The sequence below is a fragment of the Dactylosporangium sp. CA-092794 genome (assembly GCF_050948465.1).
Classification (GTDB): domain Bacteria; phylum Actinomycetota; class Actinomycetes; order Mycobacteriales; family Micromonosporaceae; genus Dactylosporangium.
Map to the genome: position 1 here is coordinate 8026063 of NZ_CP192044.1, position 25693 is coordinate 8051755.

A 25693-nucleotide genomic window follows, 5' to 3' on the forward strand; every position below is an offset into this window, starting at 1 on the left:
CATCATCCGGCCAGCCCTGAGTGGTAACCGCCCTGGGCGCGCCCATTGCTTGTGGCCTGCCCGGGAGGAACGGGCCTGCCAGACGCGATCGAGCGGCGGCCGGTGCCGTTGTCCCGCCTATCGGCCCGCCGTAGAGGCGCCGCCTGCGAGATCGACGCCGCCGAGTCTCTGTGGGTTCCGATGGTCGAGCGGACGTTAACGGATGGGTACCAACCGGACAGCGGACTCCCAGTGTGATCGGATGATGTCACGTAACGAACGCCTTGCGGTCCAGCCGAGGTCACGCTGGATCCGGTCAGCGTTGGCCACGACGGACGCCGGATCGCCGGGGCGGGCGGCGGCGATCGCGGTGTGCGCTCGAATGCCGGTGATCTCCTCGGCAGCCTCGACGATCTGCCGGACCGAGTACCCGCGACCGGTACCGACGTTGTAGACGCCGGCCAGCGGCCTGCCGCCGAGCCGGTCGGCAGCAGCCAGGCAGGCCAGAGCGGCGTCTTCGGCGTGGACGTAGTCGCGGACGCCCGTGCCGTCCGGGGTGGCGAACGCGCCGCCCGCGATGCGGAACGGCCGGCTCTCCTGAAGGGCGCGGAAGAGCAGCGGAAAGACGTTCTGTCCGGCGTGGTCGGCGAGCATCGCGGAGCCAGCGCCGGCGATGTTGAAGAACCGCAGCGCGCACCACGACAGGCCGTAGGCCGGCCCCGCCGCCGCGAGCAGCTGTTCGCAGATGAGCTTCGTGTGGCCGTAGGGATTGATTGGACGGGTCGGCCGGTCCTCAGCAAGCGGCACCTCGGCTGATACTCCGTAGACGGCGGCCGAACTTGCCAGGAGCAGCCGGCGTACGGGACTTTGCCGGACCGCACCGAGCAGCGCCGCCAGCCCACCGACGTTTTCCCGGTAGTAACGGGCCGGGTCGGCGACGGACTCCGGGGCCGACTTGTGCGCCGCGAAATGCATGACGCCATCGACACGGAGATCGTTCAGCAGGAGCCTTATTTCATTCTCGTTACAGACGGATTCCCGGACGAATACGACGCCGTCGGATAGCCGATCGGTCCGTCCGGTCGACAGATCGTCGACGACGACCACCCGATCATCCCGGTTTCGCAATGCGGCGACCACGTGTGCGCCGAGATAGCCGGCACCGCCGGTGACCAGCCAGTTCATGGGACGCGCAGAGAGGTGGGCATGCCGGGAACAGTAGGTTCCGCAGTGGCGGCTGGCGATACCTGAACCGAGTGAATATGAATGCAATTCGACCGTTCATTCCACTGCGGATGACCGTCCGGTCCATGCGTTCCGCCTGGCTCAGCGGATTTCTTGCGCGCATGTCGGGGTTTCACTCGTTCGGGCGTCGGCCCAATCGGGCCGTCCCGGGTAACGTACGCCGCGTCAGCGATTCGGCGGTTGCTCCCGCCGGAACCATTGCAGGAAACCGGAAAGGCCAATACCGGGACCGCCCGCGGATCGAAACCGCCGGCAGTCGCAAAGCGCACACTCCCGTCCACGTCGGTAGTGCTCGTGCGCCGAGCGCTCGTGGCCGCATCTACAGCTCGTCATTGTGTTGACCTTACGTCCATAGCGGAACAGGCCGTGCCCGACGGTCGCCAAAACGAGAGACGTTCATGAACCGCCCTCGTACGGATTAACCCGAACGGATGCGCTCAGCCGCGGATTGATCGGAGCCCGGCCGCCGCACCGCTGGCCAGGGCTCGCGAATGTCCGTATAGGACAGCACTTGCAGAGGTTTATAGGCATTCGTGCGCATTGCATGATGTATGTGCATTGCTGAGCCCGAGCAGCCGCGAACCGCATTGCCGCTTCCCAGTACAGATCATCGGAGGAGATCCATGCCTGCAGCACAGAACGACCATCCGGGGGGCGGATTGCGTGACGCGCCACCGATCACGTCGGCGAGCGGGTTGTCACGGGTCAGCGTGGTTGTTCCGGCGCGCAACGAAGCAAGGAATCTTCCACACGTGCTGGCGCGGATGCCGGCGGGGGTCCACGAGGTCATCCTGGTCGACGGCGGGTCGGTCGACGACACCGTCGGGGTCGCTCGGCGCTCGTGGCCCGGCATCCGGGTCGTCCAGCAGGCCCGGCGCGGCAAAGGCAACGCGCTCGCGGCCGGGTTCGCGGCGTGCCGAGGCGACTTCGTCGTGATGATCGACGCTGACGGCTCCATGGATCCGGCGGAGATCCCGCTGTTCATCGCCGCACTGGAGGCCGGGGCCGACTATGCCAAGGGCAGCCGCTTTGTGCTCGGCGGCGGCAGCGACGACATCACCACCGTGCGGCGCCTCGGCAACCTGGTGCTCAACGCGCTCACCAACGGCCTGTTCAGCACTCGCTTCACCGACCTGTGCTACGGCTTCAACGCCTTCCGGCTGGGCTGCATCGAGGCGTTCGCGCTGCCGGATCCGCACGACACGACCGCCCAGAAGCGCTGGGGCGACGGGTTCGAGATCGAGACGCTGATCAACACGAGGGTGGCGCGCGCGGGCCTGGCGATTCGCGAGGTGCCCAGCTTCGAGAGCCGCCGGCTGTTCGGCGACAGTAACCTGCGCACGTTCCGCGACGGGTTCCGCGTGCTGGTCACCATCGTGCGTGAGCGCGTGCGCCGCCGGCCGGTCGTGACGGCGGGGCACCTGCCCGGCGCTCTCGTCGTGCAGCGGGAGGCGTTCGAGTGAGCGCTCCTGTCACGGTTGTCGTCGGTGCGCACAGCATGCGGCGCTGGCCGTACCTGTGCCGGGCGGTCCAGTCGGCACGTACCCAGCAGCCGGCCCCGGCCGAGATCGTCGTCGTGGTCGATCACAACGAGGAGTTGCTGGGCCGGGTCGTCGCCGAGATCCCCGCCGTCACGGTTCTGCGTAACCGCTACCATCGCGGCGCCTCCGGCACCCGCAATACCGGCGCCGAGCACGCCCGCACGGACCTGATCGCCTTCCTCGACGACGACGCGGCGGCCCGGCCGGGATGGCTCGCGGCGTTGGTCGAGCCGTTCAGCGACGAGTCCGTGGTCGGCACGGGCGGCGACGTCCAGCCGCTGTGGGAGGTCGGCCGGCCGCGCTGGTTCCCCGCCGAGTTCCACTGGGTCGTCGGCGCCTCCTACGCCGGCATGCCGGTCGTGCGGACCCGCGTGCGCAACGTCTGGTCGGAGAACATGGCCGTACGACGCTCGGTGTTCGCGGCGGTCGGTGGATTCCGGATCGGATTCGGCAAGCTCGGCGACCGGTCCCGCCCGGAGGACACCGACCTGTGCATCCGCATGGCCGCTGCGCGCCTCGGAGCGGTGTGGCTGCACGTCCCCGACGCCGTCGCCGACCATCGTGTCCCGGCGGACCGGTCGACCTTCCGGTTCTTCCTGCGCCGGTGCTACCACGAGGGATGGGGCAAGATCGAGCTGGCCCGCCTGCTGAACCGGCCCGGCAGCCTGGCCTCCGAGTCGGCGTACCTCCGCCGCCTGCTCCCGGCGGCCGTCGTGCACGGCCTGGCCGATACCATCCGCGGCCGGCCCTGGGGCGCCGCCCGTTCGGCGGCCATCGTGGCCGGGGTACTGGCCACCGCCCTCGGCGTGGTGCGGGCGCAAGTGAGCCTCGCCCGGCCCGGACGCCGCCCGGTTGTCGTCGCCGACGGCGGGGTGGCGTGATGGGCATTGACGTGACGTCGGCGCCCGCGGTCGTGCGGGACATCGAGCTGACGGAGCCGATACCGGCCCTGTACCCGGCCGGTGCCGACGCGGTCTGGCTGATCGTGCGGCTGTGGACCGAGCCGCTGGGAATGTTCGTCGTGCCGGTGCCCGGCGATGGCGTGCCGGCGCAATGCGTGGCCGAGCTCATCGAGCGCCGGCTGCGCGAGGAGATCGCGACCCGCCTGGTCGCCGCCGGGTTCCCGGCCGCCCCACCGCAGGAGCTCACCGGACTGGACCCGTCCCGCTCGCCGTATCTGGCCGAACGGCGACGGGTGCACGAACGGGCCGAGCCGATCACCGTCGTGGTGTGCACCCGCGATCGGCCCGACGGGCTGCGCCGCTGCCTGGAGAGCATCCGCGATCAGGACTATCCGGCCTGGCGGGTGCTCGTGGTCGACAACGCGCCGGAGACCGGCGCGGCGCGGCGGGTCGTCGCCGAGCTCGCCGACCCCCGCATGGCATACGTGTGCGAGCCGCGGCCCGGCCTGTCCTGGGCACGCAACCGCGCGATCGCCGAGGTGACCAGCGGTGTCCTGGCCTGGATCGACGACGACGAGGTCGCCGATCGCCACTGGTTGAGCGAAGTGGCCCGGGCGCTGCACCGCCACCCCGAGGCCGGCTGCGTGACCGGGGTCATCGTGCCGGCCGAGGTGGCGACGAAACCCCAGGAGTGGTTCGAGGGGTACGGCGGGCATAGCAAGGGCCGCGGGTTCGGAGGCTCGGTGCACTCGCCGGCGACGGCGGCCGCGCAGAGCCCGCTGTATCCGCTGCCGGCGTTCGGCGCCGGCGGGAACATGGCCTTCCGCCGAGAGGCGCTGGTGGCCATCGGCGGCTTCGACACGGCGCTGGGCGCCGGCACCGCCGCCATGGGCGCCGAGGACACCCTGGCCTTCACGCTGCACCTGCTCGGCGGTGGCACGATCGTCTATCACCCGCCGGCGCTGGTTCGCCACTACCATCGCCGTGACCTGGACGGGCTCACCCGGCAGATGCGCGGCTACGGGGTCGGGCTCGGCGCGTTCTACACGCGTCTGCTGCTCGACCGTCCGGCGTTGCTGCTGCCGTTGCTGCGGCTGTTCCCCGCCGCGCTGCGCTCCCGGGCCGGGCGGTCCGACGGTGTCCCGTCCGACTTCCCGCCGTCGCTGCTCGCCGCCAACCAGCGTGGGCTGCTGGCCGGCCCTGGCGCATATCTGCGGGCCCGGCGCGCCGCGCGCCGGCTTCGAACGGAGGCCGCCCGGTGACCGGAGCTTCGGTACCGATCCTGATGTACCACAGCGTCTCGGACCAGATGACGCCCGGATATCGCCGGTGGACGGTGACACCGGCCCGGTTCGAGCAGCATCTGGCCGCGCTGTGCGCCGAAGGATGGCAGACCGTCACCTTCGGCCGGGCGGCCGCCGCGCTGCGCGACGGCACGGCGCTACCGGATAAAACCGTGGTCGTCACGGTCGACGACGGGCTCGCCGACTTCCACACCGCCGCAATGCCGCTGTTGCAGGCATACGGGGCGACGGCGACTTTGTTCGTGCCGACCGCGTACATCGGCGGCTCGGCGCGGTGGCTGCCGGGCGAGGACACGCACCGGTCGATGCTGAGCTGGTCGCAGCTGCGCGAGGCCGCGGCGACCGGCATCGAGGTCGCATCGCACGGCCACCGGCACTGCCCGGTCGACGTTGGCCCGCAGCATCGCATGCTTGACGAGTTCCGGCGCAGCCGGGCGCTGCTCGAGGACGGACTCGGTCTGGGCGTGCGCAGCCTCGCGTACCCCTTCGGCTATCACCGTGCGGTGACCCGGCGGATGGCGGGCGCGGCCGGGTACGACGCCGCATGCGCCGTGATCGGATTGCCCGCCTCGCGGAGTCACGATGTCCGGGCGCTGCCACGCATCGCCGTGACTCAGGACATGGACGGCTCGGCGGTGGTGGCGGCGATCGGCCGCAGGTACGGCGGGGCCGAGCGCTGGGCCGGCCGGACGAAGCAGGCGCTGTGGGAGCTGGGACGCACGGCCGGGCTGGTCGGACCGCAGAAGGGTCCCCGGCCGGATGCCGCGAACACATCGGAGGTGCTTGCATGACGGGTCGGCCGGTCGGCGACATGGTCGGGTCGCTGCCGTTCATCCCGAGGTCCCGTGACGGCGACCACGAACACAGCCCGCCGGGAGCCCGGCTCCCGCGGCCGGGTGGCCGGTTCCCGGTGGCGAGGACCGTCGCCATGATCGCGCTCGCGTCGTCGCTCGGCGTCGTGGCCATGGCCGCCGCCTACGCCGCCGGCCGAGCGGGGCTGCCCTCGGCACGGGCGCTCTACTGGCTCGCGGTGGCCCTGATCTTCGTGCCCGTCGCGGCCGGCGTGCTCGCCCGGCGCGGAGTGAAGGACTCGGGCGCGGCGTTCCTGGTCGGCTGGGTTGTCGCCGAGCTCTACCTGGTCAAGTGGATGTACAGCCCGGACGAGTTCCGCTTCCCGGATGAGCTGCAGCACTGGCGCGGCACCACCGACGTCCTGGACAGTGGCCGGCTCTTCGTCCCCAACGACGCCCTGCCGGTCTCGACGCACTACCCGGCGTTGGAGGTGGTCACGGCCGCGCTCGTGTCGATAACGGGTCTGTCGGTGAATGTGGTCGGCGCGATGGTGGCCGGGCTGGCCCATGCGCTGTTCGTCGGCGCGCTCTACATCGTGGTCGCCCGGGTATCCGGGTCGGGCCGCCACGCCGCCATCGCGTCGCTGGTGTACTGCGCCAGTCCGCACTTCCTGTTCTTCGACTCGATGTTTCTGTACCAGACGCTGGCGTTGCCGTTCTTCATGCTCGTGGTCTGGGTGGCCCGGATGTGGCGGCGCGGCGGCGCGGACGGCCCGGCGCTGCTGCTGTTCGGTGTGGCCGCGATCGTGGTCACCGCGGCGGCCCACCACGTGACGTCGATGGTGATGGTCGCGACGCTGCTGCTCGTCGCGCTGTGCGAGCTCGCTTGGGGCCGGCCCCGGCAGCTGCGGCCGCTTGTACTGACGGTCGTGGCAGCCGCGGTCGTGACGGCCTGGCTGACGTTCGTCGCCGGTGACGCCGCCGGCTACCTGCGTCCGCCGGCCGAGGAACTAGCCGGCAACGTCGCCGAGCTGGTCCACGGCCGGCTGGGCGCGTTCGGCGAGGGCAGCGCACCGCTCATCGTCCCGCTGTCCGACCGCGTGATCGCCGTCGCCGGACTGCTGATCACCGCGATGTACCTGGTCCGCGGCTGGTGGCAGCTCCGGCGCCGTCGCTCGATCGGACCCTGGCACCTGGCGTTCCTGCTGGGATCGTCGGCGTTCGGCATCTTCATGGTGATCCGCCTGGTCGCCTCCGACGGTGCTGAGCTCTCCGGCCGGGCCTCGACGTTCGTCTTCGTCCCGGTCGCGTTCGTCGTTGCCGCCGTGATCGAGCAGGACGGGCTGTACCGCTGGCGTGCCGTACGCAACCCGGCGATCCTCGGCGCCGTTGCGGTCAGCCTGCTGTTCGCGTCCGGGATCACCAACGGCTGGCCGCCGCACTGGGCGCGGCTACCGGGCGGATTCCTCGTCTCCGGGTTCGAACGCTCCGTCGAGCCCGAGGGGGTGCAGGCGGCCCGCTGGGTGCGCGACCACGTCGGCCCGCATCGGCGGTGGGCCACCGACTTCACCTCGTACACGCTGCTGAGCACCTACGGCGAGCAGCAGACGGTCCGCAACGCCGCGCCGCTGTACTACGACCGGTCCGTCACCGCCGACGACCGGAAGCTGGTCGCCGACCAGTCGATCGGCTACGTCTACGTCGACCTCCGGCTCGCCGCGGCGCTGCCGGCGTCTGGTTCGTACTTCCCCGTCGATCCGCTCGCCAACCGCCACACCAGTCCCCTGCCGCTGGACTGCATGACCAAGTTCGACGCGGTCCCGGGCATCAGCCGGATCTACGACAGCGGTGACATCCGCCTCTACGACATCAGGAACTCCGACTATGTCCCGTAACGTCCTGGCACACATCGGCATCGGGCTGCTGGCACCGGCCGCCGCCGCTGTCGTACCGCACGCGCCGCTGGCCATACGAGTTCCCCTGGGCCTGCTACTGGCGATCGCACTGCAAGGCACGGCCGTCGTCACCGCACTCTTCCCGCGGCCCACGCTCACCCGGCCGGAGCGGCTTGTGCTGATTCCGGCCGCGAGCCTCGCCGCGCTCGTCGTGTCCGGCCTGCTCATGCACGCGGCCGGGATCAGGCTGACGTCCGTGACCTGGTCGTGGGCGGCGGCCGCCGTTACCACCGTCGCGGCCGCCGCCGCGGTGCTGCGGCTCAGCCGGGCGTCGGCGGCAGATCCGCCCCGGGTACCCGAAACGGGCGAGCCCGGCCCGCGCCGGCGACCCCGCCGCACCATGCCGCTGGCGATCGTCACCGTCGCCGCGGTGGCGCTGGCGGTCGCGGCCGGCTGGTCCGTACGCAGCGCCGAGCGCCACGACACCGCCGCCTTCACCGCGCTGTGGACAACCGAGCACAGCACGGCCGGACGGGAGGTGCTGATCGGCGTGCACAACCAGGAAGGCCATCCGATGCAATACCGCCTCGAGGTTTCGGTCGCCGCGCAGCCGCCACGGCAGTTCACGTTCGGCCTGGCCGACGGCGAGCAGTGGACGTCGCAGCAGCCGGCGCCCCCGGGACAGCGGGTCACCGTCGTCCTGTTCAAGGACGGATCGGCAGATCCCTATCGAACGGTATTCGCCGGCGGTTCGCCGGCCTGAGCGCCCATGGGGGCAGTCATGCACATCCTGGTGGAATGCAGCGGATACGAGCTGTTGAATCTCGGCGACATGGCCATGCTGGTAGCCGGCTACGAGCGGCTGCAGAAGCTCTGGCCGCACGCCACGATGCACGTGGTCACCAACTCGCCGCAGCGGCTCGCCGAGCACTGCCCCGGCGCGGTGCCAGTGCCGCTGGGCTGGCCGACCGGCGCGCTACGCACCGTCCTTTCGCACCGGGGCCGCGTGGCACTGTCCTGGGCGCACAAAGTACTAGCCCCGGAACTGATCGCGCGACTTGCGCCACCCGACGCGCTGCTGGACCCCGTCCGGCGTGCCGATGTCGTCGTCTCGACCGGCGGCGGTTTCGTCAACGACTCGTTCCGCCTGCACGCGGCGGGCGTGCTCAACCTGCTCGCCGCGGCGCAGCGCCTCGGCCGGCCGACCGCGATGTTCGGCCAGGGAATCGGGCCGCTGACCTCCCGCCCGGTCCTGCGCCGGGCCCGGCTCGTGCTGCCCCGGCTGCGCACACTCGGCATGCGCGAGCCGACGTCCGCCGCCATGCTGCGCGCCATGGGTGTACCAGCGCGAGTCATGTCCGTGACCGGCGACGACGCCCTCGCCCTCGCGGGTGCCGGGCGCGCCGCCGCGGTGGGAACAGCCCTCGGCGTCAATGTCCGGGTCACGCGGTACACAGGAATGGACTCCGCCGTCGTGCAACGGCTCCGCCGGGAGGTGACAAGATTCGCCGCGGCAGAGGTGGCCCCCGGGGGACGGGTGGTCTCACTGCCGATCTCCCGGCACGGCGACGAGGATCTGCGCGCCACCGAGTCCGTCCTGCCCGAGTTGCCCGCCGTCGAGTCCGTCAGCGCCGACATCCACTCCCCCGCCCAGCTGGCCGACGCCGTCGCCGGCTGCCGCGCGGTACTGACGTCGAGCTACCACGCCGGCGTCTTCGCGCTGGCCCGCGGCATTCCGGTGGTTGGACTCTCCCGATCGAGCTACTACGACCTCAAATTCGAGGCACTCCGCGTGTTGTTCCCGGACGGGGCGTGCAACACCGTACGGCTCGACGCACACGACTGGCCCGATACGCTCGCCGACCGGCTGTCCCATGCCTGGCACGCGCCATACGAGCTACGCACGGACATCACCGCCGCGGCAGCCCGGATGGCGGATTCGTCCCAGCGGCTCTACGAGCGATTCGCCGCCGAGGTGGACCCGTCCTGATGGCCGGGCTCACCACGGCGTCCGCGTATGCCCCGAAACACCGCCGGCGCGCCGGCGGCCTCGCCGCTGCGCTCGGGCACAACGTCGATCTGCTGTTCAGCTCCGGCTCCTTGCTCGGCAGTACCGCTGTCACCTCGGCGCTCGGCTTCGTCTACTGGATCGTGGCGGCTCGCATGTTCGACGCGCAGGTCGTCGGCGTCGCCTCGGCGGCGGTCTCGGCCCTGACCCTGCTCGGTTCGCTCGGCATGTTCGGCCTGGGTACGTTGCTCATCACCGAGCTCGGCCGGTCCCCACACCGCGCACCGGAGCTGGTGAGCGCAGGTCTGGCTGCGGCCGGGGCGGCAGCCACGGTACTCGCGCTGGTGTATGTGTGTGTCGCTCCCCTGCTCAGCCCTCGCCTCTTCGCCGGACCCGGGGCGTGGGGGCTCGCGACGATCCTGGTCGGCGGCGTCACGGCGACCGCTGTGGGCCTGGTGTTCGACCAGGTACTGGTCGGCCTCCGGCTCAGCCACGTCCAGATGTGGCGCAACACCTACTTCGCCGCCGGCAAGCTGCTGCTGATCGCGCTGCTGGGCGCCGGCATCGGCGCCGCCGGCCCGGCCGCGATCACTGCCACCTGGGTGGCCGGGACACTGGGATCCTTCGCGCTCGTCGCGCCGCACCTGCGCCGCCGCGGCGTGCGGCTGCTCACCCGGCCCCGTCCGTCCGCGCTGCGCGGCCTGGCGCGAGCGGCGCTGGGCCACAACGCCCTCAACCTCGCCACCACGATTCCGAGAGTCGGACTGCCCCTGGTGGTCGCGTCCGCCCTCTCCCCCACCGCCAACGCCACCTTCTTCATCGCCTGGATGATCGTCGGTTTCCTCTACATGCTGCCGACCCACCTGTCGACGTCGCTGTTTGCCATCGCGGCCGGCGACAGCGCGGCCCTGCGCACAAAGCTGCGCTTCGCCCTCGCCGTGTCGGCGGTGCTGGGTGTGCCCGGAAGCCTGCTGCTGATGGTCCTGGCCGGCCCCGTCATGGGTATCTTCGGTACCGCGTACCTCACAGCCGGCCCGCAGTGCCTGGCGCTGCTCACCTTGTCGTACGCCCCCACGGTCGTCAAGCAGCTGTACATGGCGGTGGCCAGGGTGACCGGCACCCTGCGCCGGGCCGCGATCGTGGCGGCCGCCGGTGCGGCCGCGGAGCTGGCAGCCGCGTGGCTCGGCGGGCGTCTCGACGGCATTCTGGGGGTCGCGACGTGGTTCTCCCTCGCGTGCGCGATCGAAACGGCGGTGATGATCCCACCCCTGGTCGCGGCGGCCCGCAGGCGCACGACCCCGAATGTGGTGATGCCCGCCGACCCGCCCCGACGCTTCGTCGGAATCTGTCAGGTCCAAACAGTCGGCTTCGCCGCGGTGGTGGCCGTCGACACGCACGGCACCGTGCCACTGTCCACGCTGGACGCCGACCATACGCACGAGCCGCGGACGCGGTTCTCATGGTTCAGCGCCACGGAACCGGCGTCGATCGAGGATCAGTTGCGCCAGATGACCGAGTCGACGAGCATGACCTGCGGGAACGGTGACGACGCCGCTGGTGCGCCGGCCCAGCTTCCGCCGACCGCGAAGCTCAACAGAATGTAGGCCGGGCGATCGAAGCTCCAGCGCTGGCCCGGGCTCAGGTCGGCCGGTGTGAACGCGGCATAGACCACGCCGTCGGCCGCGATCTGGATGATACCGGGCCACCAATCAACGCTGTACTCGTGAAACGCCGCGGAGGAACCGGCCGCCGGCATGGCTGCGGCGCCCGACTGCCAGCCGCCCCCGCTGCCGTCCGGCCCGTGCAACGTGCCATAAACAACGCCGGGCCGCGCAGCGCCGAGTGACTCGAGAATGTCGATCTCGCCGCACTCGGGCCAGCCGACGTCGGGCAGATCAGCACCGAGCATCCAGAACGCGGCCAACCCGCCGGCGGCCGCAGGAACCTGGATGCGGGCGCTGATACGTCCGTACCTTCCCGCAAACATGCTGTTGAGCCGGGCCGACGTAAAGTTGCGGACCGTTCCGTCGGGCAAAGACATCCGCTCCCGTCGCGCGACAACGGACAGGTGCCCCCGCCCGTCGAGGCCGGCGTTGGCCGGGCGGTCCGTGTACGTCTGCAGTTGCCCATCCCACGATCCGACCGGCCCTGTCTCATGCCGCCACTTGCGCGCGTCCGGCCCGCGGCCCGCCGACCCCGCAAAATCGTCGCAGAATCGCGTGGACCAGGTATCCGCAGCCGGCCCCGCGAGGCCAACGGCGATCGCGTTCACCGAAGCCGCACCCACGCTGAAGGCGACCGTCAGGACTGACGCCGAGGTCGAAGCCACGAGGGCGACCTGCCGCACGCCCGCAACGCCGACCCGGACGCGGGCAATGTCACTACCGGCCGTGACGTCGAATGGCTGAACGGCCGTGGCCGCATACACCACCACGATCCACCGACCCGCGGTCGGCACAGGCAATGCGTACTGCGTGACGCCCGTGCGCTCGTGCCGGTACAGCGCCGGCGTCCCCGTGCCGGCGATCGATCGTGCCGCCGGCCGAATCATCCCGCCGCGCGCCACCGCCGCGTCAGGCTCCCACACCTGCCCCTGGCTGTCCGTCACCGACCGGTCCGACGCGACCCACCGCCGGCTCCAACCCAGCGGCAGGCCTCCGACCTGGTCCGGGCTCGAAACCGACGAAGTCGGCCCACAGACCCCGGCGCCACTCTGCGACAACGAGTGCGGCGCCGTTTGATGCGTCGTCGCTGCCAGGCCAACGCCGGCGCAGAGCAGCAGGCCCGTCAACGCAACGAGGACCAGCGTTCTACTGCGGGCGGCCATTGCACAATAGTGACAAACAGGTGGAGATCGGTCGGCCGGAACGACACGAGCCTGACGCGTCTTCGGCCATTCGTCCGACATCCAATGGGTGACCCACCAGCGCAGGCGAAGACGCCTGACAGAAGCCATGGAATTGGGCGATTGGGGCCGGTCCTCGCCCGAGCCCTGAACCTGGCCGGTGGACGCCGTCCTCGCAGCCATAGCCGGGTTCAATCGTCCGCCGGGTACAGCGTCGCACCCCTGGGTGGTCAACAGGGCGCCGGGTGAGGGGCATCGATGGCTGTTGGGCGTGCTGAATCTGCCCGCACGGGCGATTCGTTCCATTGCGCACTGTGACATCGTGGCCGCCGATAGGTGGGTGGGTGGCCGAGCGGAGGGTATGTGTATCGCAGCGTCGGTGTCGCCACGGCCGTGGCCCTCGTGATCGTGACGACACCCGCGCCCGCGTTCGCCGAGCCGGGGACGGTCGGATTCGCCGAGAGCGGACTCCTGCGGCTGCAACCCGGTGGCCACGAGCGGATCGTCCTGGTCAACGACGGTGGCAACTCCGTCGAGGTCGAGGCCTCGATCGTGGTCACGGACGGCGTCGCGGCCGCGGCCGCAGTCAGTCCGGCGGACCTGCACCTCGACCCGGGCTCGATCGCGGCCGTCGAGGTCGCCGCACCCGCTGCGGCCGGGGCGAAGGGATTCGTCGTCGTCCTGGCACGATCCTCAAGCGCGTCGCCGAGCGTCTCCCGACGCCCGTTCCGGGTTGCCTCATCGTCCGCCGCGTGGACGCCCCTGGTAGCGGAGTGGCGCATCACGTCGACGCGCGGTCCGGCGCAACACGGTATGCGCAACACCCGGCTACCGCTGGCGCGAGGCGCGAGCTGCGGCACTCGCGACGCCACGGCGCCGGTTGGTGGTTTGGTCCTGCCGGGTTCCGGCGTTGCCACGGTGACCGCCGTCTGCCAGGCCGGTCGGCCCTGGGTGGAACTGTCGGTTGACGGCATCGCGACAGCAGGCGACTACAAAGGCACCATCGACCTCGCCCCGGACGACGACGCCACGGGCACGCTCACGCTGACGGTGCGGCAAACCGACGACGTCGTCTTCCCAATGCTGCTCCTGCTCGCGGGCATCGCCGTCGCGCTGCTGGCGGCTTGGCAGTCCGGGCGGCTAAGCGCCGTGTCACAGGCCCGCGAGGAAACCTGGCTCCTACACGTCGAGGCCGACGCCGCCCAGCAGCGATTCGGGGCGGCGGCCGGCGGCGCGGCCTGGCAGCGGTACTCACTGCTGCCAGCCGTCACGACGCGGCTCGACGAGATCCGGGCCCGGCTGGGCCGCTTGCGCTGGGGCTACACCGAACTTACCATCGACAAGGGACCATACAAGGAGCATGTGGACGCGCTTGCGGAGGTGCGAAACCTCGTCGACGCTTGGGAGGGCTTCGCCGAACGGCTCGCGGCGCTTGCTGCCGCCCGCAACAGTGTCACGGAATCGTCGGCCATCGCCGAGCATGGCACCGTACTGCTCAGCGGCGACCAACCTGTCTCAATCGCCGGATTTGCCCCGCTCGTCGCCGACGTCGAGGCCACCTCGACGGCACTGTCCGCGTGGTTATCCGACCGTGAGGCGATGGCGAAGCTGGCGGCGCTGGCGGAGCGGCTCAGACCGGCTACGCAGCGCTCCGACACCGACGCTCGCAGCCTGAGCGAGGCGTTGGCGGAGGTGGAGGCCGTACGGGAAGCGTCCTCCACCGCATCCGACGGCGCCGCGTACCTCGACCTTGACGTGGCCGCCCGGCTGCAGGAACAGGCCAGGGTGCTGAACGCGCTGCGCGACCGATACCTCAGGCTTGTTTCTGCAGGCGTCGATGAAGCCAACACGGGCCCCGTGGCCGCGCCCCAGCCTGTCCTGCCAGCGCCGCCGGTCGGGCGCGGCGACGGTGCCTTCACAATGGCCCGGCGCATGACGCAGACACGGCGTCTACGCAACTCATTGGTCTTCGCGGCCATCGCCGGCGTCACGGTCTGGACCGGGCTGAGCACCTTGTACTTCGACCGCGCGTTCGGCACCTGGCGCGACTACGTGGCGATCGGCGTGTGGGGCTTCGGCGCTCAGGCCGGTCTGAACGTCCTGGCAAGCGCGCTGGACCGAATCGTCGCGGGAAGGATGCTGCGACCGTGAAGGCACCGCTCACCTGCTGGTTCCGCGACGAGGACCCGGGACCAGCGACTCATGCCCTCGTCATCGGCGTCTCGCACTATCCGCACCGGCCGCTCGGCGTCGACGATCTGCCCGGTGCCGCAGTGTCCGCCGACCTGTTCGCGCGCTGGCTGCGCGGTCGCTATCCCGGCCGCGACCGCCGGCTGGGCAGCATCCGGCTGTTGTTAGCGCCCTCCGGCGATGAACGGCCGGACGTCAGCGCCGGTCCTGGGGTCCATCTTCCGGACCGGGCAACGGTGCACCAGGCGCTGAACGAATGGGCGTGGGACTGCATGAGCTCTCCGGACAACGTTGCGGTGCTATACGTCTGCGGGCATGGCGTGCAGGAAGCCGACGACGGCGTAGTCGTGTTCATGCACGACGCCGGTGCGGTTCCCGACGACGTGCTGGACGGGGCGCTCGACGTCGCCGGCGTGCGGGCGGGCCTGAAAGGCGACGGCAGTCCAGCCCGGCAGTGGTACTTCGCCGACGCCTGCCGGGTGCCTAGTGCCGATCTGATCGGCCTCGAGGGCCCGGCGCAGGGCGGGATCACGCTGAAACGCCGACGCGGCTCAGCGGTCGGGCACCGTCCGATCTTCTTCGCTACTACGCCCGGCGGAGAGTCTTGGCAGTCGCGGGCGGGCAGCGTCTTCGTCCAGGCACTGCGCGACTGTCTTGAGCTGCACGCCTTGGTGCCGCTCAAGAACGCAGCGGGTGGATGGGGCATCACGGCGCAGTCGCTGGGTGAAGCGCTCGACGTTCGGGTGCGTGAGCTGGCCGCCCTGGATGACCGGGAGCAGGCGGTCGTCGTCGGCGGCTCGCTGACCAACGCCACGTTCCTGGAGCGTGAGCCGCCACTGGTGCCCGTAACGCTCGTGGTGTCGCCAGCCGAGGCACAGGAGGTCGAGGGCTGCGGCGCGGAGATCTTCGACGGCGACACAGCCCGGCGAATCCTGGAACGGCGCCCGCTGCCGGTCGCCGACGTGCCAGTGCTGGGTGGCTTCTGGACGCTGGCCGTCACGTTCGATCCGCCGTGCCCGCCGTACATCGACAAGCCCGCCATCGCGATTCAGGTACACCCGCCGCGCGTCGAGCAAACGGTAACACTCCGATGACGCCAGCGCCCGATCCCCGTCATGGGACGATCATCGCCGTCTACGGCGACATCCCTCTCCCCGTCGAGGTACGCAACGACCGGCTGGACCTGGTCACCACGGGGAGCGTCGGCCACCCCATCAGTCTGCCGCCCGGCCGCTACGCGATCTCGGTCCCCATCCCCAGCGGCCCGCTGTTCCGGACCGTCGTCGAAGTGGAACCTGACAAACCCGGGACGGTCCAGGTGCCGCTCAACGGGTTGTCCGTCGACGATACCGCGCGGCCCATGACGGCCTACGAGGCGGCAGTCGCGTTCGTTGAGCACAACCGCCTCGACGCAGCCCTCCACGTGCTCCGCAACAGCCTCCCGGACCTCCCACCAGCGGGCGTGGCCCTCGCTGGCTTCGTCGCGCTGCGCCTCAATGACGTCAAACTGGCCAAACGGATAGCGCGGACCATGCCCGCCTCCAGCCCGGACTGCCTCGCCCTGCGGGCGACCCTGCGCCGCGCCGCGGACGACATCGCAGAGGCAGGCCGCCTCGCCGGCAAGGCACTCGCCCTGGGCCTGCCTGACCTCACGCCCGCAGCACTCGCGCTGGTCGCCGCCCTTCGAGACAGCGAACGGCCCGACACGCCGCAGTCACAGGCACTGGTACGCCTCGTTCGTGCCGCGAACCTTCACCGCGTCGCCCTCGCCCGTCCCGAGCCTGGCACCCCGGAACACAGCCTCGTCTGGCAGGCCTGGCCACGGGCAACGGATACGCCGCCCACCTTCCGCCAAACGCTGGCGAACACAGAGTACAGAGCGATATTCACAGCCTGGACTCTGTCGACCTTTGGGAGCTACGCAGCCCGTGTCGTGATCATGGCGATGGTCTACGACCAAACCCACAATCCCCTAGTGACGACCGCCGCCTTCGCCGCCACCTATCTACCGTGGCTCGGCTTCGGACAGGTGCTTACGACATGGGCGGAACGCTTTCCGCCGCGCAGAACCATTGTTGTCAGCGATCTCGTCCGAGCCGCCGCGATGCTCCCATTGGTGATCTTCAGCAACGTGCCCTACGGCTTGACCATCGCCTTGGTGTTCGTCAGCGCGCTCCTTGCCTCGCCGGCGGACGCCGCACGGTCCTCCCTGCTACCGCAGATCCTAAAGGGTGACCGTCACCTGGTCGGGCTTTCTCTGCAGCGCGCATCTGGTCAGGCGACGTTGGTGGCCGGCTATGTGATGGGGGCCGCGCTCGCGGCAGTGAGCTCGTCCCTCGGTCTGCTGCTGACGCTCGCGACATTCGGCATTTCGGCTTTGCTGATCGCTCTTTGGGTAAGAGAGCGCCCTTCCAGCTCATCCAACCGTTCACTCAGCACCCTGATCCGGGACTATTCACAAGGTTCCACGATCGTGTTTCGCTCCGCCGTCCTGCGGACCATCGCCCTCGTTGTCTTCTTCGGCGTCGGCATCGCTGTCATCCCAGAGGGCCTGGCTGCGGCCTGGGCAGCCGAACTGGCCGGTCACTCAAGTCCCCTATATATGGGCGCCATCATGACAGCGGCGGCTGTTGGGTTCGTAGCCGGCGCTTTTGCGACAAGCTTGATTGCACCCGGCTGGCGCATCCTTCTCGCGCGGCCCCTTGCGGTCGTCGCCGTGGCTGCTCTCGTACCGTCGTTGTTTTCCCCTGGCATCCTCACGGTTGTCGGCATGACACTGATCTCAGGCGTCGCACTCTCCCTCGTGCTCCCTACGACCAACGGGCTCTTTGTCCGGGTGCTTCCGACGCAGTACCGCGTTCCGGCGTTTCAGGTCATGCAAAGCGGGGTGCATCTGTCTCAGGGGACTGGGGTGCTGGTGGTCGGCTGGCTCGCAACGTGGTGGCGTCCGCTGCCCGAGGTCGTCGGCTGCTTTGCTGTGGCCGGGGCAGCCGGCATGGTCGTGCTCGCGTTGATGTGGCCATCGTCGGCGGCCGACGTCTCCGCCGTTGAGGAGAATCGTCTCAACGCCCAAGAGCCGGAGCCGGCCGCGAAGCGGCCGGCTCCGGCTTCCGGAGGCCACGAACATCCCGAGGAACCGGCCGGACTGGACGATCCCTTCCACGCCCTGGACAGCGAATGGCTGGATATGCTACTCGCTAGATAGGGAACGGGACTGCGGCCGAAGAGCACCGTGAGTGCGGACGAGCATGGTGGTCGCCTCGCTGGCGCCCGCTTTCTCGCGGACATTGAGCCATTCCGCGTAACGGTGGCTGAACGGTAGGTAGTCGCCCGGTCGGGTCGGTCGTGACACGCCGACACCGTTGTGGTGCAAGGAAAAGGCGCAAAACCCCGGTATGAAGGTGGTCCTTCCACAGATCAACTTCATAAAGGGTTCTGCGCCGACGATGAGTGTCACATACACCGCCACGCTCAGCGTGCGCGAGGAGACCGTGCTGTTCGTCTCAACCCTCCTGCACGCCGAACGGCAGCGGCGTGGTACCCGGGCCCGCACCCGCGCGCTGGGCTGTTTCAAGCAGGCGATCCTGGTGATCCGCTGGTTCTGCGACGGGACCCGGATGAGCCAACTGGCCCGGGACAACGCGATCGGCAAGTCCACCGGCTACGACTACCTGCACGAGGGCATCGACGTGCTGGCCGCCCGCTCGCCGAGCCTGCACGGGGCGCTGCTGGCCGCGAAGGCGGCCGGCTACAGCCACGTGAACATTGACGGCACGCTGATCGAGACCGACCGGGTGGCCACGCCCGGCCCGACGCCCGGGGTGGACCTGTGGTGGTCGGCCAAACACCACAATCATGGCGGCAACGTCCAGGTCATCACCGCACCCGACGGCTGGCCGATCTGGACCTCCGAAGTGCGGCCGGGTCGCGAGCACGACACCACCGCCGTACGCACCCACACCGAGATCCTGCCCGCCCTCACCAATATCGCCGACGACCTGCGCTCGCTCGGCGACCTCGGCTACGAAGGCGAGGCCGACACCATCACCATCGCGTTCAAGAAGCCCAAGAACGGCCAGCTCACCGGCGAGCAGCAGATGTTCAACAAGGCTCACAACGGGCTCCGCGCGATCGGTGAGCGCGGCAACGCCCTACTGAAGACGACCTTCAAAGCCCTCCGCAACGTCAGCCTTGACCCCTGGCGCATCGGCGACATCGTCGCCGCAGCGCTGGTCCTCCTCCACACCGACCGCGCCCGCACCACATGACAGCACCCAGCCCGTCCGGTGGGTGACTGGGTCAGTCAAGGGCCGCAACACGTTGAGGGCCACCAAACCTTATCGACTGCGTGCCCGGTATGCGGCAACGGTCGTCCGGCTGGCGCACTTGTTGCCACAGAAGCGGCGGCTGCGGTTGCGCGACTGGTCGACGAAGAACCTTGCGCAACCGGCGGCCTGGCATCGCCCAATGGTGACCTCGGGTACGCCGCACCCGATGTGCGCAAGCGCCGCACCGCAACTGCGCCCGAGCCAGCTCACGCCGGGCTCGCCGTCGCGCGCGTAGTGCAGGTGGGCGAGGCCCGCGCCTTCGTGCGTGCTGACGTGCAGCCGGGGCGGATAGGCCGCAAGCAGCCGGTTGACCGGATCGGAAGGCGCGCCGTCAGCGACCGCCGCGACGGCGGCGCGCAGGTGCCGCAACAGCGGCGCCAACTCGTTCGGGCTAGGCCCGTCTTTCGCACATGGTTGTGGGGTGGTGGTTATGGCCATCGGGGTTGGGTTGGGTCGACGTTGAGTAGGGCGAGGAGTTGGGCTTGTAGCCATCCGGGGTGGGGGATTCTGGGTGGCTGCTGGTCGTGGGCGGGGATGAGTCGTAGGTCGTGGAGGGCTTGCAGGATGAGCCGGCCGGTGGGTCGGGTGGCCCGGTTGTCGTAGGCGTAGAACCCGGCCATGTCGGTGTGGCCCTGTGTGGCGAGGTTGGTGCGGACTTCGCGTTCGATGAGGCTGAAGATGAGCAGGGCGAGGCAGATGACGGTGATGAGTGCGGTGATCCGCCGGTTGTGTTGCAGGAACATGGGCGCCACCGCGAGCGGGCCTTTGATCGTGGCGTAGCGCTGTTCCACGGCGGGTTGTCCCTTGTAGCGGCGCAGGATGTCGGCGGGGTCGGCCTCGTCGGGGGGCAGGTTGGACAGTAGGGCGTACCAGCCGTCGGTGGCGGCCTCGGCGGCGATGGCGGCCTGGTCGTAGTGCCAGGTGAACACGGGTTTGCCGGTGCCGGGGTGCTCGGTGACCCGGGTGCGCAGGTAGCCGCCGATGCGGCGGTGCCGGCTGATCTGCTCGGCTTTCGCGGTGACGGCGGCGGTATCGGGGTGGTAGCGGGTGCCCGCGGTCCGGGTGAGGGTGTCCAGCTCGGTGGCGGCCTTGTCGAGTTTCAACGTCCGGGCCTTGGCCGCGGCGGTCTGGTTCGCGGTGGAGTGCACCAGGATCCGCCGCAGGTGGTGGACCGGATCGGTCTTGCGCGGCCCGGGCAGGTCCATGACGTCCTCGGCGACCCGGTAGGCGCCACGCCGGTCGGCGGGCTTGCCCGTGTCGCGTTGCGCGATGTAGTCCACCGGCACGGCCCGGTCGGCCTCAGCCGCGGTGAACAGCCCTGCCGGGACCCGTTTCGCGGCGAGGGGTGCGATGAACCCGACACCAGCCTCGCGCATCGCGGTGATGTTGCCGTAGGACAGCAGTTTCGAGTCCCCGACGAGCAGGAACCGGCGGGGCCCGGCCAGGGTCTGCAGGCGTTGCATGGCCTCGACGACCTGGGAGATCTCCCCGGCGCCGCCGTCGTAGGCCTGATGGAAGATCGGGACAGCACCATCCCCGGCGACCGCGATCCCGGCCTGGATCTGTTTGAGATCGGGGCGGCGGTCCTTCGGATGTCCCCACCCCGGCGCCGGGAACCCGTCCTCGAGCGTGTCGTAGGCGCCGTGCAGCGAGACGCTGGTCATGTCCCAGTGCAACCGGGCCACGTCGATCCCGAACGCCGCGATTGCCGTCGCGCCGATCGATCCGACGATCCCGTCCAGATGCGGGGCGATCGCGTCCAGCGCCCGGGCGAGGCGGTCGTCACCGAGCACCGCGGCCGGCAGGCCGTAGACCTCCTCGACCGCCCACGCCGACGCCCACGCCGCGATCCCGACCATCGCCGCCGGGTTCGTCAGCCGGTTCGCGATCAACACCTCGATCACCTGACCATGCGTCGCATGGGCAACGTCCCGCACCGGGCACACCCGGTCGATCACCCCCGCGATGTCCAGACGGCGGGAGAACTCCGCGATCACCGGCAACGACCCCAACCGCTTCTCCAACACCGGTACCGCAGCAAGCTCCGCCCGCCGCCTGCCCACCAACCCACGACCCCGAGACGAACCACCAACACCCATCCACAAACCCAACCACCCCCAACCCCCAACACCACACACCGCCACTCAAAACAATGTGCGAAATACAGGGCTAGTCTCCGTCTCCCTGGGGCTGTCAAGTTAACGGTGGAAGTGTTGTTCAGGTCTGAGCTGTAGTGGTGATGGTTGTCTATGTACGTGGATTGGAGAGGCGTCCGTCAAAGGTGATCTCGAACGCGTTGAGCGCCGACTTCCACCGGTTGGACCAGCGTTGCCGGCCACGGCCAGTGGGGTCCAGGCTGATCACGGTGAGGTAGAGGATCTTCATCGCGGCCTGCTCGTTGGGGAAGTGGCCGCGGGCGTTGACCGCGCGGCGGAACCGGGCGTTGAGGCTCTCGATGGCGTTGGTGGTGCAGATGATCGACCGGATCTCGGTGTGGAAGGCCAGGAACGGCACCATCTCCGCCCAGGCGTTGGTCCATAGCCGCACGATCGCCGGATACTTGTGCTCCCAGGCGGCGGCGAACTCGGCGAACCGGTCCAGCGCGGCCTGCTCCGAGGGTGCGGTGTAGACCGGCTTGAGCGCCGCGGCGATCGCGGTCCAGTCCTTGCGGGACGCGTACTTGAACGAATTGCGCAACAGGTGCACGATGCACGTCTGCACCACCGTCTTCGGCCACACCGTAGCGACCGCATCGGGCAGGCCCTTCAACCCGTCACACACCACGATGCACACGTCGCTCGTGCCACGGTTGCGGATGTCGGTCAGCACGCGGAGCCAGAACTTGGCGCCCTCACCGTCGCCGTGTTCCCCGGCCCACATGCCCAGAATGTCGCGGTGCCCGTCCACCGTCACGGCCAACGCTACATAGATCGGCCGGTTCGCGACCTGCCCATCGCGGATCTTCACCTGGATGGCGTCGATGAACACCACCGGATACACCCGATCGAGGGGCCTGGACTGCCACTCACCCATCGAGTCCAGGACCCGGTCGGTGATCGTGGAGATCGTCTCCTTCGACACCGACGCCCCGTACACCTCGGCCAGATGCGCCGACACCTCACCCGTGGTCAGTCCCTTCGCGGTCAGCGACACGACGAGGTCGTCCACACCGGACAGCCGCCGCTGCCGCTTACGCACGATCTGCGGCGTGAACGACCCGTCCCGGTCCCGCGGCACGTCCACCTCGACCGGCCCGGCCTCGGTCAGCACCGTCTTGGCCCGCCGCCCGTTGCGCGCGTTGCCCGGCGTGCGCCCCGCACGTTCGTGTTTCCCCGAACCCAGATGCGAGTCCAGCTCACCCTCGAGCGCCGCCTCCAGGACCCGTTTCGTCAACTGCTGCAACAAGCCGCCCTCACCGACCAGGCTCACCCCCCGCGCCCGGGCCTGCCCAGCCAACCGCGCGACGAGCTCGTCGTCGACCACATCGACCAACCCCGGCCCATCCGCCGGCGCATCGCTCTTCGGTACCACTGTCATCGTCATCCCGGTGTCCCCTTTGTCCGAGTTACACCGTTAAATTTACAGTCCCGCTCACGTAATTGGTCCGGGGTCGGCTCACGGTATTGATCTGGCCTGCCCGGTTGAGGATCGAAGGCTGTCGCCTGAGCCTCGGTGGTTTCGAGCGGCTTGGGAACTTCGAAGATGCGCTTGCGTGTGTGGTTCAGGAGGTTTCCCCGCTGCGGCGTGGGGTTTGTCGGCGGATCTGGTCGGTGTGGGTGGTGATGGTGTCGATCTGTGCGGCGAGGTCGGGGTGATCGGGGAGGTGTTGGTGGGCCGCGGCGAGCAGGGCGGGCAGGGTGGTCGCGTCGGCGTCGCCGAGGGCTTGGTGTAGTTGGGTGAGGTCGTCGGTGGCGGCTTGGCCGAGATCGGTGAGGGCGGTGATCTGGCCGGCGAGGCGGCGAAGGTCGGCGGTGTTGTCGTTGGCCCATTGGGCGACGGCGCGGTTGCCGGCGCGGCGGTCGCGTTCGGCCTGCACCCGGTCGTCGCGGGTGGCGCCCGGTTGGCCGGTGGGGGCGGCGGCGCCGCGCAGGTAACGCCGCTCGGCGGCCTGGCGGCTGGCCACTCCCAGGGCGGGGGCGAGAGCTTGCCAGGAGATTCCGGCGGCGCGGGCGGCGGCGATCAGGACCGGCTCGAGGCCGGCCAGCTCGGTCTGGGCCCAGCGCAGCAGCACCAAGGCGTCGAGCAGGTCAGCGCCGGTGATCGGCGGCTGGTCGGTGGTGGGCCGCTGAACCGCCTGCGCGGTGACGGCGATCGTGGCCGCGATCGAGGCGAGATCGCGATCTTCGGGCAGCGGGCCCGCGCCGGGGGCAGGTGCGTCGAGCATGCACCCCTCCTTCCGTGTCGTCGTTCTGATGACGAACTACTTGTCATCGGAGCGATGACGTGTTACAAAAACGGTATCGCGCATTGACTGCCAAGTCGAGACCGCAGGAGGTGGGAAACCATGTTGATGCGCAGCGAACCCTTCACCGAGGTCAACCGGATCGCCCAGCAGCTGTTCGGGGTCCCGGTGACCGGGACCTGGTCACGGCCGACGGCGATGCCCGCCGACGCGTACCGCAATGGCGACGAGTTCGTGATCGCGTTCGACCTTCCCGGGGTGGACGCCGACGCCATCGACATCGACGTGGAACGCAACGTGCTGACCGTGCGCGCCGAGCGCCGCCCGATCGACCTGGGCGAGCAGGCCACGGCGCAGCTGAGCGAGCGCCCGCTCGGGGTGTTCTCCCGGCAGCTGTTCCTCGGCGACGCGCTGGACACCGACCACATCGACGCCGCCTATGACAACGGCGTGCTGGTCGTGCGGATCCCGATCGCGGAGAAGGCCAAGCCCCGCAAGGTCTCCGTGGCCGGGCGGGAGCACACCGAGCAGAAGGTGATCACCAGCTGACCTGGCGGTTCGACAGGCCAGCACCTTTCCCAGGAAGACCGGACGTGGCGGGTGGTGACCGGCATGACCAGTGATCCCGTAGCGCAGGCGGGCACCGCGTTGTCCCCCGAGTGGGACCGCGGCTTCGACGAAGCGTTCACCGAACTCATCAGCGGCGACCCCGACCTGGTCCGCGCCGAGTTCGACGCCCTCATCGGCGCCAGCTTCGACGAACCACCCCCGCCCCCGGCGCCACCCGCCCCGTCCGCCGCCCAGCCGGCAAGCCCCCACCCGCAACCCGACACCTCACCGACACCAGCGGCGGGCGACGGCGGGCGCCCGCCCGACGCCGCCGGCAACAACCCACGATCGCCGCCCCGGCACGCCGCGGGGCGAGGCACTGACCCAGCGGAGTCCCGCGCCCGACCTCCTCGGCCCACGAACGGCCAGCACCGTCCCGAGCCCTGATTCCACCTCCTCACCGCGCCCTTGGGGCCGACGCGGGGACTGTAAGTTAAACTTACAGTCCCTCTCACCTCGATCGATGGCTCTTGCGTGGCGGCAGTTTGTGCACCGGCCACAGCGACTCCAACCAGCCCAGCGCGCCCGCAGCGTTGGCCGTCTTCACGATCGTTGCCGCGTCGCCGGTGCCGAGTTGCGACCACAGGGGGAGTCCATCACGTGGCTGCAGCTGGACGGTCCATGCGGACGTGATCTGGGGCCTGGGCGACCTCCCGGCCCGGCATGGTGCTGGGCTCGCGACACGACGCGAAGCGGTCGAGGCCGAACGAGCGCAGTGAGGGGTCGCGTCTTCCCGATAGCAGTTCGGTTGTCACGACCTCGGCGAGAGGTTCCCCGTCTGGTCACCGTTTGGCCGGGTAGTGCGGGCGCAGGTTGGCGGCGAGAATACGGTCGAGGACGCGGTCGGGCAGGATGCGGGGCAGGCGGCTGAGCACGGCGGCGTCACGGCCGATGGTGTAGCGCGTGCGCGGATTGCGCACGGTCACGGCCTTGGCGATGACCTTGGCGGCGTCACCGGCGGGCAGGCCCGCCTTGGTGAAGGCGGTCGCCTGCGCGGTGATCGCCTGGACCAGGTCGCCGTATCGCTCATGCTGCTCACGCGTCATACCGGTCACCAGCCGGTTCGCGGTGGCGATACCGCGGCCCGCCATCTCGGTCTGGACCCCACCGGGCTCGATGACGACGACCTGAACGCCGAGCGGCGCCAGCTCGCGGCGCAGGGCATCACTGACGGCCTCGAGCGCGAACTTCGTGCCGGCGTAGGCGCCGTACGTGGCCATGGCGATCTTGCCGCCCACGGAGCTGATGTTGACCACCCGGCCCTTGCTGCGCAGCAGCGCGGGCAGCAGCGCTTGCGTGACGGCGATGTGGCCGAACAGGTTGACCTCGAACTGCCATCGCCAGTCGTGCATCGACAGTGACTCGACCGGCGCGTTCACGGCGATGCCGGCGTTGTTCACCACTGCCCGCACCGCCCGCGGGTCGCCCTCGACCCGCGCCGCGAGCGCCGCGATCTGGTCGGGATCGGTGATGTCGAGGATCACCGGTTCGATGCCGTCCGCGCGGATCGCGTCGGCGTCCTTGTCCTTGCGAACGCCCGCGAGGACGTGGAAGCCCCGGCCGGCGAGTTCTCGTGCGGTGGCCGCGCCCATCCCGGTGGACGCGCCGGTCACGACGATCAGTTCCTGCATCTCGAACTCCCTACTTTCGGATG

The 25693-nt window shown here is 69.8% G+C and carries 21 protein-coding genes; 14 read left to right on the top strand and 7 right to left on the bottom strand.

Features of this window, described 5'->3' with window-relative positions; genetic code table 11:
* Window positions 1-195 precede the first annotated feature (195 nt).
* Entirely contained in the window at window positions 196-1164 is a 969-nt protein-coding gene (gene galE / locus ACQPXD_RS34265) for a UDP-glucose 4-epimerase GalE (RefSeq protein ID WP_432825460.1), read from the bottom strand.
* Between the two features lie 812 nt (window positions 1165-1976).
* Here galE and ACQPXD_RS34270 point away from each other — a divergent pair.
* From ACQPXD_RS34270 to ACQPXD_RS34305, 8 genes are read left to right on the top strand one after another with little or no spacing between them, the layout of a single operon-like run.
* Complete coding sequence (locus tag ACQPXD_RS34270; RefSeq protein ID WP_432825461.1) at window positions 1977-2687, top strand: glycosyltransferase family 2 protein; 711 nt, start codon at window positions 1977-1979, stop codon at window positions 2685-2687.
* Complete coding sequence (locus ACQPXD_RS34275; RefSeq protein ID WP_432825462.1) at window positions 2684-3646, top strand: glycosyltransferase family 2 protein; 963 nt, start codon at window positions 2684-2686, stop codon at window positions 3644-3646. Before ACQPXD_RS34270 ends, ACQPXD_RS34275 begins: the two co-directional genes overlap by 4 nt.
* Window positions 3646-4929, top strand: coding sequence for a glycosyltransferase family 2 protein (locus ACQPXD_RS34280; RefSeq protein WP_432825463.1), 1284 nt, complete (start codon window positions 3646-3648; stop codon window positions 4927-4929). Before ACQPXD_RS34275 ends, ACQPXD_RS34280 begins: the two co-directional genes overlap by 1 nt.
* Complete coding sequence (locus tag ACQPXD_RS34285) at window positions 4926-5762, top strand: polysaccharide deacetylase family protein (protein ID WP_432825464.1); 837 nt, start codon at window positions 4926-4928, stop codon at window positions 5760-5762. Before ACQPXD_RS34280 ends, ACQPXD_RS34285 begins: the two co-directional genes overlap by 4 nt.
* Window positions 5759-7657, top strand: coding sequence for a hypothetical protein (locus ACQPXD_RS34290; RefSeq protein ID WP_432825465.1), 1899 nt, complete (start codon window positions 5759-5761; stop codon window positions 7655-7657). Before ACQPXD_RS34285 ends, ACQPXD_RS34290 begins: the two co-directional genes overlap by 4 nt.
* Complete coding sequence (locus tag ACQPXD_RS34295; protein ID WP_432825466.1) at window positions 7647-8420, top strand: DUF1616 domain-containing protein; 774 nt, start codon at window positions 7647-7649, stop codon at window positions 8418-8420. The genes ACQPXD_RS34290 and ACQPXD_RS34295 overlap by 11 nt, the downstream gene beginning before the upstream one ends.
* 18 nt (window positions 8421-8438) lie before the next feature.
* Window positions 8439-9647, top strand: coding sequence for a polysaccharide pyruvyl transferase family protein (locus ACQPXD_RS34300; RefSeq protein WP_432825467.1), 1209 nt, complete (start codon window positions 8439-8441; stop codon window positions 9645-9647).
* Window positions 9647-11269, top strand: a complete 1623-nt coding sequence (locus ACQPXD_RS34305) for a lipopolysaccharide biosynthesis protein (RefSeq protein ID WP_432825468.1) — start codon at window positions 9647-9649, stop codon at window positions 11267-11269. The genes ACQPXD_RS34300 and ACQPXD_RS34305 overlap by 1 nt, the downstream gene beginning before the upstream one ends.
* Here the strand turns inward: ACQPXD_RS34305 and ACQPXD_RS34310 are convergent.
* The gene (locus tag ACQPXD_RS34310; RefSeq protein ID WP_432825469.1) at window positions 11161-12492 is read right to left on the bottom strand and encodes a glycoside hydrolase family 16 protein; all 1332 of its coding nucleotides are present in this window, start codon (window positions 12490-12492) and stop codon (window positions 11161-11163) included. The genes ACQPXD_RS34305 and ACQPXD_RS34310 overlap by 109 nt on opposite strands.
* Window positions 12493-12873: 381 nt before the next feature.
* Between ACQPXD_RS34310 and ACQPXD_RS34315 the strand changes: the two genes are divergently transcribed.
* The 4 genes from ACQPXD_RS34315 to ACQPXD_RS34330 all read left to right on the top strand — a co-directional run bounded on the left by ACQPXD_RS34315 (window position 12874) and on the right by ACQPXD_RS34330 (window position 18968).
* Entirely contained in the window at window positions 12874-14661 is a 1788-nt protein-coding gene (locus ACQPXD_RS34315; protein ID WP_432825470.1) for a hypothetical protein, read from the top strand.
* A complete protein-coding gene (locus ACQPXD_RS34320) occupies window positions 14658-15794 on the top strand; it encodes a caspase family protein (RefSeq protein WP_432825471.1) in 1137 nt (378 codons plus the stop codon). Before ACQPXD_RS34315 ends, ACQPXD_RS34320 begins: the two co-directional genes overlap by 4 nt.
* Entirely contained in the window at window positions 15791-17905 is a 2115-nt protein-coding gene (locus ACQPXD_RS34325; RefSeq protein ID WP_432825472.1) for an MFS transporter, read from the top strand. Before ACQPXD_RS34320 ends, ACQPXD_RS34325 begins: the two co-directional genes overlap by 4 nt.
* 241 nt (window positions 17906-18146) lie before the next feature.
* On the top strand, window positions 18147-18968 hold the full coding sequence (locus ACQPXD_RS34330; protein ID WP_432825473.1) for an HARBI1 family protein: 822 nt from the start codon (window positions 18147-18149) through the stop codon (window positions 18966-18968).
* 69 nt (window positions 18969-19037) lie between these two features.
* On the opposite strand, the gene ACQPXD_RS34335 is transcribed toward ACQPXD_RS34330, so the two are convergent.
* The 4 genes from ACQPXD_RS34335 to ACQPXD_RS34350 all read right to left on the bottom strand — a co-directional run bounded on the left by ACQPXD_RS34335 (window position 19038) and on the right by ACQPXD_RS34350 (window position 23412).
* Entirely contained in the window at window positions 19038-19409 is a 372-nt protein-coding gene (locus ACQPXD_RS34335) for a CGNR zinc finger domain-containing protein (RefSeq protein WP_432825474.1), read from the bottom strand.
* A 47-nt stretch (window positions 19410-19456) separates the two neighbouring features.
* Entirely contained in the window at window positions 19457-21052 is a 1596-nt protein-coding gene (locus ACQPXD_RS34340; RefSeq protein WP_432825475.1) for an IS1634 family transposase, read from the bottom strand.
* 223 nt (window positions 21053-21275) lie between these two features.
* Window positions 21276-22565 carry an IS256 family transposase gene (locus ACQPXD_RS34345; protein ID WP_432843860.1) on the bottom strand — a complete coding sequence of 430 codons (1290 nt, stop codon included), beginning with the start codon at window positions 22563-22565 and terminating at the stop codon, window positions 21276-21278.
* 184 nt (window positions 22566-22749) lie between these two features.
* Window positions 22750-23412 carry a hypothetical protein gene (locus ACQPXD_RS34350; protein WP_432825476.1) on the bottom strand — a complete coding sequence of 221 codons (663 nt, stop codon included), beginning with the start codon at window positions 23410-23412 and terminating at the stop codon, window positions 22750-22752.
* A gap of 120 nt (window positions 23413-23532) precedes the next feature.
* Between ACQPXD_RS34350 and ACQPXD_RS34355 the strand changes: the two genes are divergently transcribed.
* Window positions 23533-23979, top strand: coding sequence for an Hsp20/alpha crystallin family protein (locus ACQPXD_RS34355; RefSeq protein WP_432825477.1), 447 nt, complete (start codon window positions 23533-23535; stop codon window positions 23977-23979).
* Between the two features lie 63 nt (window positions 23980-24042).
* Window positions 24043-24426, top strand: coding sequence for a hypothetical protein (locus ACQPXD_RS34360; RefSeq protein ID WP_432825478.1), 384 nt, complete (start codon window positions 24043-24045; stop codon window positions 24424-24426).
* Between the two features lie 395 nt (window positions 24427-24821).
* Here ACQPXD_RS34360 and ACQPXD_RS34365 read toward each other — a convergent pair whose 3' ends face one another.
* On the bottom strand, window positions 24822-25670 hold the full coding sequence (locus tag ACQPXD_RS34365) for an SDR family oxidoreductase (RefSeq protein ID WP_432825479.1): 849 nt from the start codon (window positions 25668-25670) through the stop codon (window positions 24822-24824).
* Window positions 25671-25693 lie beyond the last annotated feature (23 nt).

Excerpts from the sequence above, each read along its gene's own strand:
- ACQPXD_RS34305 (WP_432825468.1), top strand. The coding sequence starts at position 9,647 with ATGGCCGGGCTCACCACGGCGTCCGCGTATGCCCCGAAACACCGCCGG.
- ACQPXD_RS34355 (WP_432825477.1), top strand. The coding sequence starts at position 23,533 with ATGTTGATGCGCAGCGAACCCTTCACCGAGGTCAACCGGATCGCCCAG.
- galE (WP_432825460.1), bottom strand. The coding sequence starts at position 1,164 with ATGAACTGGCTGGTCACCGGCGGTGCCGGCTATCTCGGCGCACACGTG.
- ACQPXD_RS34300 (WP_432825467.1), top strand. The coding sequence starts at position 8,439 with ATGCACATCCTGGTGGAATGCAGCGGATACGAGCTGTTGAATCTCGGC.
- ACQPXD_RS34295 (WP_432825466.1), top strand. The coding sequence starts at position 7,647 with ATGTCCCGTAACGTCCTGGCACACATCGGCATCGGGCTGCTGGCACCG.
- ACQPXD_RS34310 (WP_432825469.1), bottom strand. The coding sequence starts at position 12,492 with ATGGCCGCCCGCAGTAGAACGCTGGTCCTCGTTGCGTTGACGGGCCTG.
- ACQPXD_RS34360 (WP_432825478.1), top strand. The coding sequence starts at position 24,043 with ATGACCAGTGATCCCGTAGCGCAGGCGGGCACCGCGTTGTCCCCCGAG.
- ACQPXD_RS34345 (WP_432843860.1), bottom strand. The coding sequence starts at position 22,565 with ATGACAGTGGTACCGAAGAGCGATGCGCCGGCGGATGGGCCGGGGTTG.
- ACQPXD_RS34350 (WP_432825476.1), bottom strand. The coding sequence starts at position 23,412 with ATGCTCGACGCACCTGCCCCCGGCGCGGGCCCGCTGCCCGAAGATCGC.
- ACQPXD_RS34330 (WP_432825473.1), top strand. The coding sequence starts at position 18,147 with ATGAGTGTCACATACACCGCCACGCTCAGCGTGCGCGAGGAGACCGTG.
- ACQPXD_RS34365 (WP_432825479.1), bottom strand. The coding sequence starts at position 25,670 with ATGCAGGAACTGATCGTCGTGACCGGCGCGTCCACCGGGATGGGCGCG.
- ACQPXD_RS34290 (WP_432825465.1), top strand. The coding sequence starts at position 5,759 with ATGACGGGTCGGCCGGTCGGCGACATGGTCGGGTCGCTGCCGTTCATC.
- ACQPXD_RS34325 (WP_432825472.1), top strand. The coding sequence starts at position 15,791 with ATGACGCCAGCGCCCGATCCCCGTCATGGGACGATCATCGCCGTCTAC.
- ACQPXD_RS34280 (WP_432825463.1), top strand. The coding sequence starts at position 3,646 with ATGGGCATTGACGTGACGTCGGCGCCCGCGGTCGTGCGGGACATCGAG.